Raw genomic sequence first — 19,755 nt, 5'->3', positions numbered from 1 at the left:
CCGGAGCTGTTTTTATATGTTATAGCCACTTTTTTATAGCAATTAAGCTATGCAATTGATGTTGTTTATGAATAAACCACTTTGTTATCTCTATCTCCTTTCTCTCCCCGCTAACCCTTTCCTTCCATTTAGAAAGGTGCTTTGCCTGTCTAAAAACCCAGTCGCCTTGTAGGAATGGCTGATGAGGAACAACAGGATAAACTGCTCTAAGAACAGGAGTTTCTCGAAAAAGTCCGTTATGCAAATATTGCTCATAGTCATATCGTGATCCTGTAGGTTCTGTTTCCTGAGAAAAATTCAAAAATGAATCAAAAAAAGCCCGGTCAAACAAAAGATCTGCCAATCTCTTTCCTAAATCAATTCTATTATGGAGCTTTTGAAATCCATGCACAGAATATCCATACAATTTTCCTGTAAGTGTTGGAAAAATGACACAACTAAAATGACCAAGATCTTGAAAGGCATATACACTTGTTCCAAAGACCTTTCTTTTCAACTTTTTGTTTTGAAGTACAGGTTCTTGAATAAGATTTTGTTCATTAATAATAAGGGAAGTCATTAACCTTCCTATATCCCTTTTCTCCCAAAAATACTGCCACTCCACTTCCATAAAACAAGAAACATGGAACTCTTTTAATAAATGAAATAATGGTTTGTTATATTTCTTGGACAACTCATATAGTAATAATTGGGGGTAGGCATCATGGAAGATCATCCAATTAGCTAATTCGTAAGTCAAAAAAATTGGATATCTCTTTCGCCAGTCTAAAGCAAGCTTGAACCATTTTCCCTCCAAGTCCGTCATATTCCAGCCAGCATTTCGTGAGACCATGCTAGCCAAAAAGGCCCATCGAATTTCTTTGTTTCTATAATAATAATCAATATAGGCTTTTGTCCTAGAAATATTGTCAGCATTGTATTTCGCTGTATTTTTTTGAATAGTAGTGATAAAATTATTTTCTTGAAAGGAGTACTTGTATGTCGATCTTCTTTCTTTTATTACCGAATAGAGAGTACTATTTTTCACGTACATATCCTCCTCCTTTCAAACAAAAAGTGACAAAGTTTACAAAAAGATGACGTTTTTTTCTAATATAAGATTAGTTTTAGTCTAGAGGGGGAAATTTATGACTATACGATACCCAAATGGTAAAGTATTTCAGGCAAATAGCAGTTCACCTTCCAAAAAGACTGGTCCAACATTGTATGGCAACAGAGGAATGAGTTTAGAGGATGATCTCCATAATTCCAACATGTATTATCTCCACCAAGGAATTGCTGTTGTCCATAAAAAACCGACACCAATTCAGATAGTTGATGTGCACTATCCAAAAAGAAGTGCTGCCGTAATCAAAGAAGCATACTTCAAACAAGCCTCAACAACAGATTTTAACGGAGTGTACAAAGGAAGGTATGTTGATTTTGAGGCAAAGGAAACGAAAAACAAAACTTCCTTCCCTCTCCAAAACTTTCATGAACATCAAATTCAACATATGAGACAAGTCGTGAAACAAAATGGAATCTGTTTCGTCATATTAATGTTCCGTCTTTTTAATGAAGTATATCTGCTTCCGGCCGAAAAGTTATTTCATTATTGGGAAAGGAAAGAATCCGGTGAAAGAAAGTCTATTACAAAACAAGAAATCGAACGGGACGGCTACTTGATTCCTCAAGGTTATCAGCCAAGAATCGATTACATCAAAATAATAGACATGTATTATTAAATAGCTCCGGAATTACTGTATGTGTGAAGAAAGGCAGGTCTGAAACATGACTGAAAAGTATCAATCAAGAGAACAAAGACGTAAAGCTATGGAAGAAGAACGAAGTGCCAAATCCGGCACCCAAAAGAAAGGACCCAAAAAAGGGCTTTTCAAGAAAATATTTTTATCCGCACTTATTATAGGAATTGTAGGATTAATAACTGGTATTGGAACATTCGCTTACTATGTCCAAAGCACACCACCGTTGGACGAAACGCTACTTAAGGTCCCTGTACCGTCCAAAGTTTATGGGATGGACGGTGAGCTGGCAGCTGAAATAGGCGGGCACGAAGCTCGGGAATATGTAGATTCTGACGAAATTCCTGACCTTGTAAAAGATGCCTTCTTGGCTACAGAGGATGTTCGATTTTATGAACATAATGGTGTAGATTACAGACGTTTGGCTGGAGCAGTACTCGCAAACGTTACAAGAGGCTTCGGTGCTGAAGGTGGGAGTACCATTACTCAACAGCTAGTAAAATTATCATTTTTATCTACTGATAAAACCTTAAAGAGAAAAGCACAAGAATTCTACTTGGCTTATCAACTGGAATCCCGTTTTACCAAAGATGAAATTTTGGAAATGTACTTAAATCGTATTTATTTTTCCAATTATGCTTATGGAATTTCCAATGCTGCAAAGAATTACTATGGAAAATCTCTAGACGAGTTAGAATTGCATGAAGCAGCAATGCTTGCTGGTCTCCCACAAAGTCCTAACAATTATAACCCTGTTACAAATCCTGAAAATGCTGAACAGCGCCGTAATATTGTACTGACGCTAATGGTGAAGCATGGAAAAATTACAGAGGAAGAAGCCGATGAAGCAAGAGCAATTCCAGTAGACTCGACACTAGCAGACGATGTAGAGAAAACGAATTACTCGAATAAATACAACGCGTTCATTGATCGTGTAATAGAGGAAATCTCTGATCAATTAGGCGATGTAGACCCTCAAGCAGATGGGCTGGAGATTTACACCACACTTGATGTAAATGCACAAGAACAAGTGGAATACATTTTATCAGATGAGAGTGGCATCCCGCATTTAGAAAATGAAGACTACCAAGCAGGTATTGCCTTAATTGATACGCAAAGTGGGGAGATTCGCGCCATTGGCGGTGGTAGAAACCATATGAAGACTGGGACCAATTATGCTACAGATATAAGGGTGCAACCAGCGTCAGCGATTAAGCCAATTCTTGATTATGCTCCTGCAATTGAGTACTTGGATTGGTCCACCTATCATCAAATTAATGATGAACCTTATAGTTATTCTTCCGGAACCGAGATTAATAACTGGGACAACAAGCATAAAGGTTTCCTTAGCATGAGACAACATATAGCCGACTCTCGTAACATCCCGGCATTAAAAGCTCTTCAAGAAGTCGGTTTGGACAGAGCAAGGGATTTTGCAGTTAAGTTAGGCATACCTCTTGAAGAAGAAATAAATGAAGCATATGCAATTGGTGGATTTACTAACGGTATTTCCCCTCTTCAAATGGCTGGAGCATACAGTTCATTTGGAAGTGGCGGTGTATATACCGAACCGTTCGCCGTGACAAAAGTCGTCTTCCAGGATGGCACTAGCGTCAACCTAAATAAAGAATCTGAAGTAGTGATGAAAGATTCCACAGCTTTCATGATTACTGATATGCTTAAAACATCCGTAAGAAACGGATTAGCAACCGCTGCAAATGTTCCTGGATTGAATATTGCAGGAAAGTCAGGAACTACAAACTTCTCTGATGATACAATTGCAGAATATGGGATACCTGAAGGCGGTGTTCCAAGCACTTGGTTTGCTGGGTATACCCCAACATATACGGCCGCAGTTTGGACTGGATTTAGAAGAACCGGAACAGATAATTATCTGCGACCAATTAACGGCGTAAACCAAGATCAGTATCTATCACGGATTATCTTCAAACAATTAATGGAGAACATCTCTACGACAAACGAAGATAAAGCAGATTTCCCTGTTCCAAACAGTGTTGTCCGTGTTGCAATAGAGAAAGGTTCAAATCCACCATTAAAAGCAAGTCAGTTCACGCCATCTGACCAAATTACAAATGAATATTTTGTGAAGGGAACAGAACCAACAGAGGTATCTAAAGAATATGATAAGCTACCTACTCCGTCTGGTTTCACTGCAAAGTATGACGAAGAAGCAAATGTTATCAATTTGAATTGGAAATACCCTGAGGAACGATTAGAAGGTGTGACATTTACAATAAACGTAGCTGTTAATGAAGGTTCCCCTCAACCTCTCACTGAAACGAAAGATCTAGGATTGGTTGTGGAATCACCAGATCCGGGTGCTACCTTCACCTTTGAAATTATAGCAGTACAGGATGAAAACAATGAAAATAGAAGTGATGCAGCAACGCAGACTATAACAATTCCTGAATTGGTTGAAGAGGATGAAAGTATCATTCCTGAGATTCCAAACCCGCCTGGTGAAGGGGAAGAGCCTCCTGGCGATGGCGAAGAGCCTCCTGGTAACGGCGAAGGTCCTCCTGGCGATGGCGAAGAGCCTCCTGGCGACGGCGAAGAACCTCCTGGTGATGGTGAAGAACCTCCTGGTGATGGTGAAGAGCCTCCTGGCGACGGGGAAGAGTCTGATGATGCTAATACACAGAGCAACACAAACAGAAATGGGCAACGAAATAATTCAGAAGAAGACAACGATTAAGCAAAAAGGGCTACCTACGAGGGTAGCCCTTTTTATGTATTGTCTAGATTTACTTCTTCTCTAACGCCTTCATTTTATAAAACAGCTTGGCGCATTCGGTGTATAGCTGTTGAAGTTGAATAAATGAATGATACATTTCAGGTTTTTTAATGACAAATTCCAACCTCTCATCCACGTTTATCGGCTTCCATTTCAACCTTTCCACTTCTTTTTTCCAATCAAACAAACCTCGTACTGGTTGCGCATTCATCCAAAATAGCAATTGCAGAAACCAAGCAATTGGCAGCAGGATTTGTTCCCTTGCTTCCTTTCGATTCCTTACTTCGTGAAGAGAGTTTAAAAGAATTTCTTTCTCTTTCCAACTAGTGAGAATATGCGGTATTGAATCACTTGGCATCTCCCAAGGCAATTGATCTGGCGCTACTCCCAGGTAATATGCTATATCAAACTTAAATGGGACTTCTATGATATCTTTGGAATCAAAAGTTTTTATGGAAATGGAGTCTTGATTCGAGTAAAAATGGGGATGAAGAAAGCTTTCTGGTATCTTCATTAGCCCACCTTCTTCTTCATTCTCTTCTTACCTTCTCTGCACATTTCAAGTAAAGGACAGCTTTCACATTGAGGATTCTGTGCTTTACAATGGTATCTCCCAAAGAAAATAAGGCGGTGATGCGTGTCAGACCATTTTTCCTTTGGAATTTTTCTCATCAACGTCTTTTCTACTTCTAAGACGCTGTCTTTCCACTTACAGATGCCTAAACGCTTACTAACTCGTTCTACATGTGTGTCCACTGCGATAGCTGGGACACCAAAAGCAACAGAAACTACTACATTTGCTGTTTTTCTACCAACACCCGGAAGTTTAACGAGTTCATCCCTGTCTTTTGGAACTTCACCATTGTACTCTTCAAGTAGAAGTTGGCATAAACTTCTAATATTTTTTGCTTTATTTCGATAAAGACCAATAGAGCGAATATCTTGTTGCAATTCTTCCAGTGTAACGGCAAGGTAATCCTCAGGCTTTTGGTATTTTTCAAATAGGTTCTTCGTTACTTTATTAACAAGAGCATCTGTACACTGAGCTGACAACGCGACTGCAATTACTAATTCGAAGGGGTTTTTATGATTGAGTTCGCAATGTGCATCAGGAAACATCTCTCCCATCACATCTACTACTTCCTTTATTTGTTTAAGGTTTAACATTCCATAGGTCCTGCCTTTCTCTCGATAATTGATAAAAAAGGGAACACGCAATTCCTCATTACGTGTCCCCTTTTTTTAATCAAGCCAGTTATAAAATGGAACAGTTGAATTGCTTGATTTATTGGGTGGAACGGAAGTTATCTTTTGTTGATTTTTACGAAATTTTTTACCATATTCATTTGCTTGATTGATTGTCTTTATCCCATTCTTTTTCCATTCAAAAAGGATTCTATCGATATAACGAAAATTCAACTTCCCTGAGATAACAGCCTCTCTTAATGCAGCTTTAATAATAGTTGGGTCATGGTGATCTTGGTCCATCCACATATTCAAAGACTCACACTCAAACGGCGATAATGGTCTTCCGAATTCCTGCTCAAACACTGTATAAAGATTAATTTCTTGTTGTTGATTCGAGTGTTGTGTGGCTTGCTTGTTTTGGTCCATCATATAGGTAATCATTTTTTCCCAAAGAGGTTGGAGAGAATAGCGTTCATATTTGATGGAGTATTCATCCATTTCATCACTAATGGATACATACCCTTTTTGAAGTAGATGACGCAAGATTTCCATACATTCTGAAGGGTCAATTGTCATCTTATCTGCGATTTCCATAGGGGTTGGAAAAATAATTCCATTTTCCACGAAAGAATGTACATGTAGAAGAAGGATAAACTCTTTTTCATTTAACCCAAGATTTACGTAATTGTTTAACAAATATTTAGGAACGGACAGGTTGCCCTCTTCCATGAATTGAATAAATTGTTCTTTTTTCATCTGAGACACCTCTCCGATAAGTATAACAAATATCTACTGATACTTCATAGGTAATATATTTCAAAAAAACAGTCACCCGTCTTAAAAGCGGGTGACCATTGTTATTATTATGGATATAAACGGTTTAGTAATCTTGGGAATGGAATTGCTTCACGAACGTGTTCTGTTCCGCTGATCCATGCTACCGTACGTTCAAGTCCAAGACCAAAGCCAGAATGAGGCACGGAGCCGTATTGGCGAAGCTCTAAGTACCACTTGTATGCATCAGACTCCAAGTTATGCTCTTCTAAGCGTTGTTTTAAAAGGTCAAAATCATGAATACGTTCAGATCCACCGATGATTTCTCCGTAACCTTCTGGTGCAATTAAGTCTGCACATAGTACTACATCGTCACGTTCAGGATGCGGCTGCATGTAGAATGGCTTGATTCCTGTAGGGTAATGAGTAATGAAAATAGGCATATCATAGCTTTCAGCAATGGCTGTCTCATGAGGTGCACCGAAATCATCGCCCCACTGGATATCATCAAAGCCTTTTTCATTTAAGAATTTAATGGCATCATCGTAAGAAATTCTTGGGAATGGAGCTTGGATTTTTTCAAGTTTTGATACATCTCTATCCAGAATGCCCAATTCCAATTTGCAGTTTTTCACAACCGATTGAACGATGAAAGATACATATTGTTCTTGCACGACAAGGTTGTCTTCGAACTCATAGAACGCCATCTCAGGCTCAATCATCCAGAACTCAATTAAATGACGTCTAGTTTTAGACTTTTCCGCACGGAATGTCGGGCCAAAAGAGAATACTTTACCAAGCGCCATCGCTGCTGCTTCCATGTAAAGTTGTCCACTTTGAGAAAGATATGCGTCTTCGTCAAAATATTTCGTTGCAAACAGTTCAGATGTTCCTTCAGGAGCACTACCTGTTAAGATTGGAGGATCTACTTTAGAGAACCCATTTTCGTTAAAGAATTCATAAGTCGCACGAATTACTTCATTTCTAATCTTCATGATGGCATGTTGTTTTTTGGAACGCAACCATAAATGGCGGTTATCCATTAAGAATTCTGTTCCGTGGTTTTTTGGAGTGATTGGGTAATCAACAGCTTCATGGATTACTTCCACTCCTGTAACTCCAAGTTCGTATCCAAAAGGTGATCTTTCGTCTTCACGCACGATACCTTTTACATATACTGACGTTTCTTGAGTAACAGATTTTGCTGCTTGGAATACAGACTCCTCTACTTCCGCTTTTACTACTACTCCTTGGATGAACCCGGAACCGTCACGTAATTGTAGGAATGCAATTTTCCCGCTAGATCTTTTGTTGGCAATCCAAGCACCAATGGTTACTTCTTCTCCAACATGTTTATGTACTTCAGATATTGTCGTTTTCACTACTTTATTCCCTCCAGCAATGTTCTTGCAATGTATTTACACTTTTATGTACATACCTTCTATTATACAAGCCTGTAATATTGTAAGCAAACAATTTTCCATAACTTCTATAAAAGGTGAAGGCTAAGTAATTTTACTTAGCCGCCACTTTTGCCATATAGTTTGCAATTCGTTCTACAGCACTTTCCAATAAGTCCAGACTTGTTGCATAAGAAAGACGAACATAATCATCCGCTCCAAATCCTGAACCAGGGACAAGTGCCACCTTTTCTTCCTCCAGCAATGCTTTTACAAAACTATCTACATCACTAAAACCTGCCATTTTTGCAGCTTCTATGGCTTTAGGGAAAAGATAAAATGCCCCTTGTGGCTTAAGGCAATGGAAACCAGGAATCTGATTTAGTTTTTCAAAAATAATGTTTAGTCTCTCCTCAAAGGCTTGTCGCATGACTTCTACATCATCCTGCGGTCCTTGGTATGCAGCAATCGTGGCATATTGTGAAATGGATGTAGGATTTGATGTACTATGGCTTGCGAGGTTCGTCATCGCACTAATAATGGTCTGGTTTCCTACTGCGTATCCGATTCTCCATCCTGTCATAGAGTGGGATTTGGATACCCCGTTAATGATGACTGTTTGCTCTTTCAATTCTGGTGAAAGTTGAGCAATGGATACGTGTTGGTTTCCAGCATAGAGAAGTTTTTCATAAATCTCATCTGATACAATAAGAATATCATGTTCTAGACATACTTTCCCTAGTGCTTCCAGCTCTTCCTTGGTATAAACCATTCCAGTCGGGTTGCTTGGAGAGTTCAATACTACTGCTTTGGTTTTAGGCGTAATTGTGGCTTTCAGTTGCTCAGCAGTAATTTTAAATTGATTTTCTTCTTTCCCTTCTACATAAACAGGCACACCTTCAGCAAGCTTTACTTGTTCTGGATAGCTAACCCAATAAGGAGTTGGAATGATCACTTCGTCCCCTTCATCAAGGATAACTTGGAAAAGAGTATAAAGCGCATGCTTAGCACCGATACAAACAATCACTTCTGATGGTTTATATGTTAATTCCTGATCACGTTCAAGCTTATTGATGATCTCTTTTTTCAAGGCAGGAAGTCCGCCAGATGGCGTATACTTAGTAAATCCTTTATCCATCGCCTCTTTTGCAGCATCCATTATATGTGCTGGTGTATTGAAGTCAGGCTCTCCTGCACCTAAACCAATAACATCATGGCCAGCGTCTTTCAATTCTTTCGCCTTTGCGGTGATTTCTAATGTTGTGGATGGTGTTAATGTTGATACCCTTTTGGCTAATTTCATTTTTACTTCCTCCCGCTACCATTAAAAGATTATTCGTTGAAAATATTCGCCATTTTCGAATTTAATATAGTACAGATTATATTGATCATTGATGTCTTTATATTTAATTTCCCATAATGGGGTGTTTTTTTCCATTGCAAGAGAGATGGAAATAATCTCTTTTGGCTCCCTGTCCGTTTGCAGATAGTTCAAAACATCTTCCCTTGGAATTCCGTCCTTCATTTTCATGGTATGGACAATTTCCTTGCTTTCTTTGACCCACACTACAAGCTCTTCCTTTTCACTATCCATTCCATGAACAATTACATAGGAGTTTGTTCCATTGTATGCCGCTACATCTTCCACTGTTTGTAGCTCTGCCCCTTTTTGGGCAACTGCCACCCCTTTTTCAATCTGGTCTTTTACTGGTGACATCGCTGTTTGGTATATAGAGATAAATTGCCACAAAATGATGATGGCAATCATGATAATGCTAAAAATAATCCATTTCTTCATTTCATCACTTCTTTATGTACGATATATTGTAAATACAGCTTTTTCTTTATTTTCCTGGTCTAAAGCCAAGCCGAACATAAGGTTTTCTCTTTTTAATGTTCTGTTTAATGTATCCACGATTTTATATAAATCGGATGAATTCTCTATTGTTACAGTTGACAAGACCTCAATTTTACTTTCCATCCCAAAATCCTCCTGCGTTTAAACAATTTTTGTTACTTATACTGACCTGTATTGTCGGTTAGAATATAAGTACTGAATCACCTATAGTGTTCAAACACATTATAACAGTTTCTATTCAGTTTAGTACATTGATGTACGTGAAAGTATAAAATTTGCTCCTATCCCACACCAACTTGATGGGTGAATCTTTCTAAAATGGAAGATTCACCCCTTTTTATATAAGCCGCAATAAGGCTTCGCTTTCCACGGGGCGAGCTTTAGCCTCCTAGGGTTTGCCGAGGCCACTGAAAAAATCATTGATTTAAGTATTTTTTTAAACACCGCTGTTGATTTCCGCTAATGGCTTCGCTTTCCTAGGGGCTGACGTGAGCCTCCTCGGCTACGCCTGCGGGGTCTCACCTAGCGCTATCTCCCTAGTCTTCGCCATTTGCTCCAATCAACTGCTTTAGACTAGTTTATATTATTCAAAATTGCAAAGAAGGAGTCTTTTTTGACAATTGCGTTAGGGATGGCTTGTAGGAAAGTGTTACCGTATCTTTTTTCCACCACTCGCTTATCAAAGATGAATATCTCTTTTGGACCTTCTGCTTCTAAAAAGCGACCTATCATTGTTTTGAATCTTAATACTGCTATTGGTAATGATACATCTGTAAACGAATTGCGGCCTTGTCCTTCAATAGTGGCAATTTTAGCTGCCATCACAGGTTCGTCCATTGACTTGAATGGAAGTCTCATGACAACGAGTGTGTCTATTTTTTCACCTTGTAAGTTAACTTCTTCTAGGAATCCGTTTGTTACCAACAGGATAGCCTTTTCAAAGTTGGCTGCAGCTTTTAGTATTTTTTGCTTTCCACCTGACATGCTACTTTGGCTGACTACTACGGATTCACCTGCATTTGGCAGGGATTTGATCGCCTGATAAACAGCAGTCAACATCTCAAGGGAGGAAAAGGTAACAAGAATTCTTCCACCTCTATCTTCCAAAAGCTCTAATAGTTGCATGGCAGCAATCTCGTTGAATGCATCATTTTTCCCTCTTGTAATTGCTGGCATATCTGTGGGAATAAATACATCTGGATAATTAGTTCCTGCGTTTTCAACAGTTATGGTCTTAGGATAGAAGTCTGTCAGTCCTAACTCCTCAAGCATATAATCAAAATTCTTGTCCACACTTAATGCTGGTGAAATAAAAAGTATACTACTTTTTTGCTGATAAAACTTTTCAGCAAGAGTATGAGAAACATCAAGAGGTTGCTCATAAATGGCAACCGAATTCTTTGCCCCTTTTGTGTGTACATCAAACCATGTTAATCCATGCTTCTCCCCACTGAATAACAGGGCGTGAAAGGTATCCCTCATTTGCTTCAAAGGTGTTGAATCAGCCTCTTTTTCCAATGACAAAAGGACTTCAGTCAACTTCATATACAGTCTTTGGGCAGCTTCTAGAACAGCATACCACCCTGGTGATTTTTCCTTCAACACATCATATCTGTATATTACTCTTGATTGCCCCTTTTTTGTTCTCAAAAGGCAGTAACTTCGAATCAACCGAAAAGCCTCGTCCAACTCTTCTTTTGCCTGTTGGACGACAATGGATTCCTTTAGCCTTGATAAAGCAAAATATAGATCCAGATAGCTGATTTCTTTCCCTAGGAACCTGCTTACACTTTGCTGAAAAAGACTGGCATCTTCAACAAGAAAATGATCCATTTGCCTAAATGCTTCAGGCTTCCAAATTTCCTTTGCTAAAAACATGTGATTAGTAAAAATAATGGAGGCACTTTGTACTCTATTCTTTGCTCTTGAATAAAAACAAAGGTCATCTTGTGAGTCATCAGTTGAATCTCCGTAAGAACAATTGATGGAATCCCAGAGCAACCTTCCCCCAGACGAAAGAGAGAGTTCTTCCATATCTCCTGTTTCTGTTTCTGTTAACCAAACTAGAATCTGCGCCTTTGTTAAAACAGCATCATAGTTATCATCTGCTTCTCCTAGCACTGTCACTAACCTCGACAAGCTAAGATAATAATACTTTCCTTTTATTTCTGATAAGAGAAATGCCGCATGGTTATTAAGTGCTAACACTTGTTTCTCAAGCTCTTGCTTCGTTTCTTTCGTGGCAGAACTCATTACCACTTTCTTATTATTTTCCAGGGCAAAAGCCAGAGCACCTAACGTATGCATGTTGTGAGAGGCTGTAATTTCCAATAAACCATGTTGCCGAGCATCGAGAAGAGAAGTCAATTCTTTATCAATGGGATTTAGCAAGCCCTTAACTTTAGTTAGCATCGCACTTTTCACTTTTGCAAGATCTTCGGTAGGTTGTAGAGAAGTTTTTCTAACAGCAAGCTTTTCATCATATAGAACATGGTTAGGAGAAAATGACACACCCTTTTGTTGAAATAATAGGTGAATATCACTTTTCATTGTATGTAAATATGTATGTAACTGATTGATCGTAACGGAGGGTAGACTTTGTATCTTATCCATCAACTTTAGAAAAATAATGGCCGTTGCTTCTGCGTCACTATCTGCTCTATGTGGATTGTCATGATTTAACTCATAAAAAATAGATAAGTCCGTTAGTTTATAGCTTTTTTGTGTAGGCAGTAAAATCCTGGCCAATTCAACTGTATCAAATGTATTTCCTGAAAATGTAGGATGTCCGCTAGTTTTCAACTCATGTTGCAAGAAAGAAAGATCAAAAGGTACATTGTGTGCCACTAAGGCTGACCCTTTTAGCATTTCACACAGCATTGGAGCTATTTGTGCAAATGTTGGAGCCCTCTCGACCATATCCTGATTGATATTGGTTAGTTGTTCAATAAAAGGCGGGATGGTACATTGAGGGTTCACAAAGCTTGCAAATCGCTCGACTATTTCACCATCTTCTATTAAAACAGCGCCAACTTGTATTATTTTGTCATTTTTCTTGGGAGTATTCCCTGTCGTTTCCAAGTCAAGAACGACAAATCGCTGTTTCATTCAATCCACCTCATTACATCTGTTCAACATATATAAAAGGTACCATAGACATCATCTGAAAAAAATATGTATTTTTATTTTTCCCATGTTTAAATAGAAAAACCCCCTGTTTTGAGGGGGATATCCAAATAACAGTTGATTTTATTTACATAACTGTTGCGGCTGGTTCTGTACCTAACATTTCGATTATTTCGTTGTATTCGTTCATGACCGCGACTTTTGGTTGATGGTTTTTTACTTTTTCCTCAGCCATCATAGCATAAGATATGACGATGATGATGTCGCCTTCTTGGACGAGTCTTGCTGCTGCACCGTTTAGGCAAAAGTCTTTCCCGCCTCTTTTACCAGGGATGATATATGTTTCAAAGCGTGCACCATTATTATTGTTCACAATTTGTACTTTTTCGTTTGCAGCCATACCAACTGCATCGAGGATATCCTCGTCAATTGTAATACTCCCTACATAATTTAGATTAGATTCAGTTACTCTAGCACGATGTATTTTTGCATTCATTAGTGTACGAAACAATTTTTATTCCCCCTTAGAATATGAAAAAACAATGTTGTCAATTAGCCTTGCCTTTGAAAACTTCACTGCAATAGCAATGATGATACTCTCCTCTTCCTTTACCTTCTTTAGTTCTTGAAGGGTCGGGTACGCGTAGATCTCCACATATTCCGCTTTGTGTCCTGTTTGTAGGAGAATATATTCCTCCACTTCTTCTTTTACGGAGTGGACATCCATTCCATATTTCAATTTCGCCTTACCGAGTGTTAGTGCTTTATACAGGGATGGAGCTTTGCTTCTTTCCTCTTCACTCAAATACACATTGCGCGAGCTTTTCGCAAGACCATCTTCTTCCCTGACTGTCCCCACTCTTACCAATTCTATTGGCAGATGGTAGTCATTTATCAAACCGTCAATCACTGCAACTTGCTGTGCATCTTTCATACCAAAGTATGCTGTATCTGGTGTCACAATCTGAAAAAGTTTCATGACAACTGTTGCTACTCCGTCAAAATGTCCAGAACGATGTTTTCCACAAAGAACATCCACTCGTTGTTCCACTCTTATGATGGTTGTTCGATTCTCTTTGTACATTTCCTCTACTGAAGGGTAAAAAAGATAGTCCACTCCACGTAATTTTGCAATTTCTTCGTCACGCTCAAAGTCACGTGGGTAAGCTTCTAAATCCTCATTTGGTCCGAACTGCAAAGGATTAACAAAAATACTTAACACGACAATATCATTGTTTTCTCGGGCTTCCTTTAGTAATGTTTGATGTCCTTCATGTAGAAAGCCCATCGTAGGAACAAAACCTATTTTTTTACCTTGCTGCTTTTCTATTTTTATGACATGTTGCATGTCGGTTATTTGTTTAATGATTTTCACCTTTTATCCCCCATATAAGCGATGCAGTGTTTCCTCTTTCATCGTAAAACTATGTTCAGGTTTAGGAAAAGCATTTTCTTTTACCTCATGTACATACTGTTGCAGACCATCTTTCATTAACATTTGGGAATCCACATAAGAATGCACAAACTTTGGAACTCGATCTACTCCGTATTTTACGACATCATGGTAAACAAGTACCTGACCGTCGACATCAACACCTGCACCTATGCCGATAACTGGAATGGTCAGTTGAGCTGCTATATCTTTCGATAGTTGCTTTGGCACGCATTCTAATACAAGAGCCATTGCCCCTGCCTCTTCAGCTGTCCTTGCATCCTGGATCATTTTCTTGGCACTTTCTACATCTTTCCCCTGTACTTTGTAGCCGCCAAGAACCCCTACTGATTGAGGAGTCAGCCCCAAATGGGCGACAACTGGAATACCGGCACTTGTCAGAGTGGAGATAACATGGAACACTTCCCCGCCGCCTTCCACTTTCAACGCATGTGCCCCAGATTCCTGAACGATTCTTTTGGCATTTAAAAGGGTGTTTTCCATCGAAAGGTGATAGGACATAAATGGCATATCCGTAACGATAAACGTAGAAGGTGCACCTCTTTTCACTGCTTTCGTATGATGAATCATGTCATCCACTGTGACAGGTACGGTAGATTCGTATCCAAGCACGACCATACCAAGAGAATCACCCACAAGTATCATGTCCACTCCCGCTTCTTCAGCGAGCTTTGCAGATGGATAATCGTATGCTGTTAACATGGCGATTTTCTCGTTGTTTTTTTTCATTTTTAAAAAGTCTGTTGTAGTTTTCATTTTCCGTCCTCCTTTTTAGTAAGGGGAGGAAAAGAACCGAAAAAAATCCCTCTTTTGCGCATGCGAAAGAAGGATGTAGTGTTTAGCTCAAAAAATCATTCAGTTCAATCCCTCTGTCCCAGTCCTTTGGATCAAGGCAGATATTTGGTTGGTTGTATAAAAATTTTAAAAAAGTTGTCAGGTGCAGTTCTTTGATAGATACTGCCCAACACCTTTATTATAGTGCATGTGGTGAAAGAATGCCATCATTTAATCGCTTCCAATTTGGATATCCGCTGAGTGAATATAGTGGGTTACGTCTTGGTCATCCTCAAGCATTAGAACACCGTCTTCTGTAATGCCTTTAGCTGTTCCTTCTAATGTTCCTGTGATAGTGCGAGCAATGATCCTCTTGCCGATACTGATGGCATAAGACTCCCATAAAAGTTTGATCGGATAAAACCCATGCTGCAAATACTTTTGATAAAGATTTTCAAATTTCATGAGAATGGATTGGATAAGCTCCGCCCGATTGACCTTTTCTCCTAATTCAATGGACAAAGAGGTTGCAATGGAATGAAGATCTTCCGGAAATTGTTCCAAAGTTTGATTCACATTTATCCCCATGCCGATAATGACAGAATTGATTTTATCTGCTTCTGCCTGCATTTCAGTAAGTATACCGACTGTTTTCTTTTTATTGATCAATATATCATTAGGCCATTTAATATCCGGACGCAATCCGGTCACCTCTTCAATCGCCTGAGTGATGGCGACTGCTGTCAATAAAGTCAGTTGAGGTGCTTTTGCAGGCGGGAGGTTAGGGCGTAAAATCAGACTCATCCAAACTCCTGTGTATTTTGGTGAATACCAGGCCCTGCTTAATCTCCCTCTCCCAGAAGTTTGCTCCTCGGCAACAACCAATGTTCCCTCAGGTACACCATCATAAGCCAATTGATGGGCTATTTTTTGGGTGGAGGTGACGGAATCTTCAAAATGTATTTTTCGTCCTAGTGTTTCCGTTTTTAACCCTAAAGAGATTTCATTGTGGGATATCTTATCGGGAATGGTTTTTATTCGGTATCCCTTTCTTCTTACTGCCTCAAGCTCATAGCCTTCCTGCCTCAAGTCTTCAATATGCTTCCAAACGGCTGTTCTTGAACACCCTAATTCTTCGCTTATCTTTTGGCCAGAAAGGAAATCACCTTCAATCTCGGTGAACATTTTTAATAGTTTGGATCGTATTTCTGTAGCCAATTGTACACCCACTCCTTCAAAGCCGCTCTTTCATTTTCTGTTTCCTCGTTTATCAAAGCCATTTCCATGTCTGAGAGTATCTCGGAAATCCACTTTCCTCTTTTTCCTCCTGCCAGTTCCATTAGGTCATGACCGTCGAAAACAATATCTTTCAAACTGTGGATCGGCAAATTCTCATATAACTCATCTATCTTCTTTTTAGAGGTTTCTTCGTCCAAACCTAGCATGCACATCACTTGGTGAACTTCTAAAGACTGCTCACGCCCCGCTCTGTATACTGCTTCCCTACGCCAGCCATATTGTTGAATCTTTTCCATGAGCAGTAGATTCTCTACGACTGACTTAATGATCTTCTTTGGCAGTTTCCAGCTCGTTAAAAACCCTTCCACTTCATGCTTGTCAATCTTTAAAGCGTATGACAAAATCGTCCAAGTGGATGACCGGTTTTTAAGGCGATGGAGAGGCATGTCCCCAAGCTCCGACAATTGCTTCTCTTTCCCTTCAAGCTGCGGGAGGTAGGAATGAAGGCCAGTGGTAACCAAAAGTTCTAAGCCAAACTTAATTCCTTGTCCAAGTAATAGCTTTTCCATTTCTATCGTTTTTCTTTCAATAGAAACATTGGCAAGCAACGCTTTGTCTGCTTGAATTCCCAAAAAAGTGTCTGCTTCTAAAGAAAAAGACAATTGACTGGCAAATCGTACAGCCCGGAGCATCCTCAAGGCATCCTCCCTGAAACGGTCAGTAGCCTTGCCCACAGTACGAATAACTTTCCTGTTTATATCCTTCTCTCCATCAAATGGATCGAGAATTTTGCCGACTTTATTCATCGCAATTGCATTCATCGTGAAGTCTCTTCGTTTCAAGTCTTCCTTTAAGCTCTTCACAAAGATCACTTCATCTGGATGACGATTATCTGTATAGGTTCCATCTGTACGGAACGTTGTCACTTCATAGTTTTCGTCTTCTGAAGAAACAACTATGATTGTTCCATGTTCCGCACCGACATCTACCGTCTTTGGAAATATGGCTTGGATTTCTTCTGGAGTGGCAGAAGTAGCAATATCGATATCCCCTATCACTCTGTCCATCAGAGTATCCCGAACAGAGCCTCCTACAAAGTATGCTTCATGTCCGTTTTCTTCTAAACGCTCTATGATTTCAATTCCTTGTCGGAAGGCATTGTTCATGATTACTCCCCCGTTTTCATCCCTCTTGATTAATCAATTGCTTATACATATCTTCATATTGTTCCACTATTTTCCGTGAACTGAAATGTTCTTTCACACGAGAAATGGCATTTTCAGCAAACTCTTTATGTAGCGTTGCATTTCCCAATATTCTTACCGCATTTTGCGCTATTTCTTCTATATTTCCTACATCACTTAGGTATCCGGTTACTCCGTCATCTATCACTTCTGGGATTCCACCAATCTTGGTTCCTACAGAAGGAACGCCACACGCCATTGCTTCTAATAACACAAGGCCAAAACTCTCTTTTTCTGATAAAAGAAGCATAAGGTCGCTGATGGAGTATAAGTCTTCTAGGTTCTCCTGTTTTCCAAGGAACAGCACCTTATCTTTTAACCCAAGTTCTCTTACTAAATTACAGACGACTGAAATTTCCGGTCCATCTCCTACAAGCAGTAGTTTGGAAGGTACTTGCTTTTCAATAAGATGAAAAGACTTCACAACATCTTGAACTCGCTTTACTTTCCGGAAATTGGACACATGAATGATGACTTTTTCCTCATCAGATATCCCATATTGTGTTTTCAAATCTTGCGTATCTTTTTTAAAATACACCCGTTCATCAATAAAATTATAAACGGTTTGAATGGCCTTCTTTGGTTGCAGAAGGTCATAAGTCTGTTGAACAAGAGATTCAGATACTGCCGTTACTACATCCGACCCTTCAATACCAAAACGGATCATATCGTTTAAAGATGGATCGTAACCTAATACCGTAATATCCGTACCATGTAAAGTGGTCACTATTTTTAGTTTATCATCCGTCATCTTTTTGGCCAAATAAGCACATACTGCATGAGGGATAGCATAGTGTACATGCAGCAAGTCTAATTTTTCCCTTTTTGCCACTTCTGCCATTTTGCTTGCTAAGGCCAAGTCATAAGGCGGGTACTGAAAGACAGAATACTGATTCACCTGTACTTCGTGATAATAAATGTTGCTATACACTTTATTTAGTCGAAAAGGCATACTCGAGGAGATGAAGTGAATTTCATGCCCCTTTTCCGCCAAGAGTTTTCCTAATTCCGTTGCAATTACCCCAGATCCCCCTACGGTTGGATAGCAGGTAATGCCGATTTTCAATTTCAATTAAATCCCACCTAATAAATCATAATTTAGGACAAGTGGTCCTTTGGCAAAAAAGCCTTCTGCGTACTTAGAACCGATTTGCTTCCCATATGCCCGTTCACGGCTTATGACCGCGTCCACATACCCGTTGGTAAGCGGTGTCTCTACGCCGTCTTTATCTTTTTCGAATTGGCTTGTATAGGCTTGAAGCGCCATCGTTTTTTTATTGATTTGATCTGATACATCTATGTAAAAATTCGGTGTATTCATCCCATTAATCTGATAAAAATAAAGGTTATCTGGTTTATGTGCTTTTTGGTTCTTGTAATCTTCCACCATTCTAACACCGGAGGAAAAGACTGCCTCTTCCACTAACTTGGCACAATTGCCATGATCAGGATGACGATCTTCAAGATATGGGGCAAAGACAAGACGTGGCCTGTAAGTTCTAATGACAGATACAATCTCGGTTATGTATTCTTCTTTCAGATATAACCCCCTATCCGGCAAAGATAGCTGAATAAGTTCATCAAGCTCCAAAATACTTGCAGCCTTGGCTGCTTCACTCTGGCGAATTTCTACGGTTCCGTTGGATGATTTCTCTGCAAGTGTCAGATTACAGATACCGATTTTTAAGCCTTGTTCTTTATATTTGGCAAGCGTCCCTGCCATCCCAATTTCGACATCATCAGGATGTGCCCCAAAAGCGAGGATGTCCAGTGGTTCAGTCATTGCTCTCTGCCTCTCTACCGTGAACAATCTCTCTCCAGCTCAGCTCTCCCCTTGCAAGGCCGTGAATTAAAATCTCCGCTGTCCCCATATTGGTTGCTAAGGGAATGGAATATACGTCACATAAACGAAGTAATGCTGTCACATCCGGCTCATGAGGTTGGGCAGTCAAAGGATCCCGGAAAAAGATTACCAAATCCATTTTATTTTGGGCAATCATGGCCCCAATTTCTTGATCCCCACCTAGTGGTCCAGACTGAAAACGATAAACAGTCAAACCAGTCGCCTCTGCAATCCTAAGGCCAGTGGTACCTGTCGCAAAAATTTCATGCTTTTCCAATATCGTTTTATACGCGGTAGCAAATTGAATCATATCCGGTTTTTTCTTATCGTGTGCAATTAATGCTATCTTCATGACAGTT

The 19,755-nt window shown here is 39.5% G+C and carries 19 protein-coding genes; 2 read left to right on the top strand and 17 right to left on the bottom strand.

Annotation, left to right across the window (positions count from 1 at the left end; translation table 11 throughout):
• Positions 1–19: 19 nt before the first annotated feature.
• Complete coding sequence (locus HF078_RS13605) at positions 20–1,033, bottom strand: DUF2515 family protein (RefSeq protein ID WP_169291636.1); 1,014 nt, start codon at positions 1,031–1,033, stop codon at positions 20–22.
• A gap of 94 nt (positions 1,034–1,127) precedes the next feature.
• Between HF078_RS13605 and recU the strand changes: the two genes are divergently transcribed.
• The gene (gene recU, locus HF078_RS13600) at positions 1,128–1,724 is read left to right on the top strand and encodes a Holliday junction resolvase RecU (protein WP_169291635.1); all 597 of its coding nucleotides are present in this window, start codon (positions 1,128–1,130) and stop codon (positions 1,722–1,724) included.
• Positions 1,725–1,770: 46 nt separating this feature from the next.
• Positions 1,771–4,458, top strand: coding sequence for a transglycosylase domain-containing protein (locus HF078_RS13595; RefSeq protein ID WP_169291634.1), 2,688 nt, complete (start codon positions 1,771–1,773; stop codon positions 4,456–4,458).
• A gap of 49 nt (positions 4,459–4,507) precedes the next feature.
• On the opposite strand, the gene HF078_RS13590 is transcribed toward HF078_RS13595, so the two are convergent.
• The 16 genes from HF078_RS13590 to mgsA form a co-directional block, all read right to left on the bottom strand.
• Complete coding sequence (locus HF078_RS13590) at positions 4,508–5,011, bottom strand: YpoC family protein (protein ID WP_169291633.1); 504 nt, start codon at positions 5,009–5,011, stop codon at positions 4,508–4,510.
• Positions 5,011–5,664, bottom strand: a complete 654-nt coding sequence (gene nth / locus HF078_RS13585; protein ID WP_169291632.1) for an endonuclease III — start codon at positions 5,662–5,664, stop codon at positions 5,011–5,013. Before nth ends, HF078_RS13590 begins: the two co-directional genes overlap by 1 nt.
• 75 nt (positions 5,665–5,739) lie before the next feature.
• Positions 5,740–6,441, bottom strand: a complete 702-nt coding sequence (locus HF078_RS13580) for a DnaD domain-containing protein (RefSeq protein WP_169291631.1) — start codon at positions 6,439–6,441, stop codon at positions 5,740–5,742.
• Positions 6,442–6,548: 107 nt separating this feature from the next.
• Positions 6,549–7,841, bottom strand: a complete 1,293-nt coding sequence (gene asnS / locus HF078_RS13575; protein ID WP_169291630.1) for an asparagine--tRNA ligase — start codon at positions 7,839–7,841, stop codon at positions 6,549–6,551.
• A 133-nt stretch (positions 7,842–7,974) separates the two neighbouring features.
• Positions 7,975–9,162, bottom strand: a complete 1,188-nt coding sequence (locus HF078_RS13570) for a pyridoxal phosphate-dependent aminotransferase (protein ID WP_169291629.1) — start codon at positions 9,160–9,162, stop codon at positions 7,975–7,977.
• Positions 9,163–9,183: 21 nt separating this feature from the next.
• A complete protein-coding gene (locus tag HF078_RS13565; RefSeq protein ID WP_169291628.1) occupies positions 9,184–9,657 on the bottom strand; it encodes a cell wall elongation regulator TseB-like domain-containing protein in 474 nt (157 codons plus the stop codon).
• 12 nt (positions 9,658–9,669) lie between these two features.
• Positions 9,670–9,840, bottom strand: coding sequence for a YpmA family protein (locus HF078_RS13560; protein WP_169291627.1), 171 nt, complete (start codon positions 9,838–9,840; stop codon positions 9,670–9,672).
• A 450-nt stretch (positions 9,841–10,290) separates the two neighbouring features.
• Positions 10,291–12,825, bottom strand: a complete 2,535-nt coding sequence (locus HF078_RS13555; RefSeq protein ID WP_169291626.1) for an exonuclease domain-containing protein — start codon at positions 12,823–12,825, stop codon at positions 10,291–10,293.
• A gap of 145 nt (positions 12,826–12,970) precedes the next feature.
• On the bottom strand, positions 12,971–13,354 hold the full coding sequence (gene panD / locus HF078_RS13550) for an aspartate 1-decarboxylase (RefSeq protein WP_169291625.1): 384 nt from the start codon (positions 13,352–13,354) through the stop codon (positions 12,971–12,973).
• A 3-nt stretch (positions 13,355–13,357) separates the two neighbouring features.
• A complete protein-coding gene (gene panC, locus HF078_RS13545; RefSeq protein WP_169291624.1) occupies positions 13,358–14,218 on the bottom strand; it encodes a pantoate--beta-alanine ligase in 861 nt (286 codons plus the stop codon).
• A 3-nt stretch (positions 14,219–14,221) separates the two neighbouring features.
• On the bottom strand, positions 14,222–15,052 hold the full coding sequence (gene panB, locus HF078_RS13540; protein ID WP_169291623.1) for a 3-methyl-2-oxobutanoate hydroxymethyltransferase: 831 nt from the start codon (positions 15,050–15,052) through the stop codon (positions 14,222–14,224).
• A gap of 249 nt (positions 15,053–15,301) precedes the next feature.
• Entirely contained in the window at positions 15,302–16,255 is a 954-nt protein-coding gene (locus HF078_RS13535) for a biotin--[acetyl-CoA-carboxylase] ligase (protein WP_169291672.1), read from the bottom strand.
• A 2-nt stretch (positions 16,256–16,257) separates the two neighbouring features.
• Entirely contained in the window at positions 16,258–17,475 is a 1,218-nt protein-coding gene (locus HF078_RS13530) for a CCA tRNA nucleotidyltransferase (protein ID WP_169291622.1), read from the bottom strand.
• Between the two features lie 16 nt (positions 17,476–17,491).
• Complete coding sequence (gene bshA / locus HF078_RS13525) at positions 17,492–18,625, bottom strand: N-acetyl-alpha-D-glucosaminyl L-malate synthase BshA (protein ID WP_169291621.1); 1,134 nt, start codon at positions 18,623–18,625, stop codon at positions 17,492–17,494.
• Positions 18,626–19,336, bottom strand: a complete 711-nt coding sequence (bshB1, locus tag HF078_RS13520) for a bacillithiol biosynthesis deacetylase BshB1 (RefSeq protein WP_169291620.1) — start codon at positions 19,334–19,336, stop codon at positions 18,626–18,628.
• Positions 19,329–19,748 (bottom strand): methylglyoxal synthase, encoded by a 420-nt coding sequence (mgsA, locus tag HF078_RS13515; protein WP_060663939.1) that lies wholly within the window; start codon positions 19,746–19,748, stop codon positions 19,329–19,331. Before mgsA ends, bshB1 begins: the two co-directional genes overlap by 8 nt.
• Between the last annotated feature and the right edge of the window lie 7 nt (positions 19,749–19,755).

Source organism: Bacillus sp. RO2 (assembly GCF_012911845.1).
Lineage (GTDB): Bacteria > Bacillota > Bacilli > Bacillales > Bacillaceae_I > Sutcliffiella_A.
The sequence above is the reverse complement of the archived record's forward strand: the minus strand, read 5'-3'. Positions and strand labels throughout refer to the sequence as shown.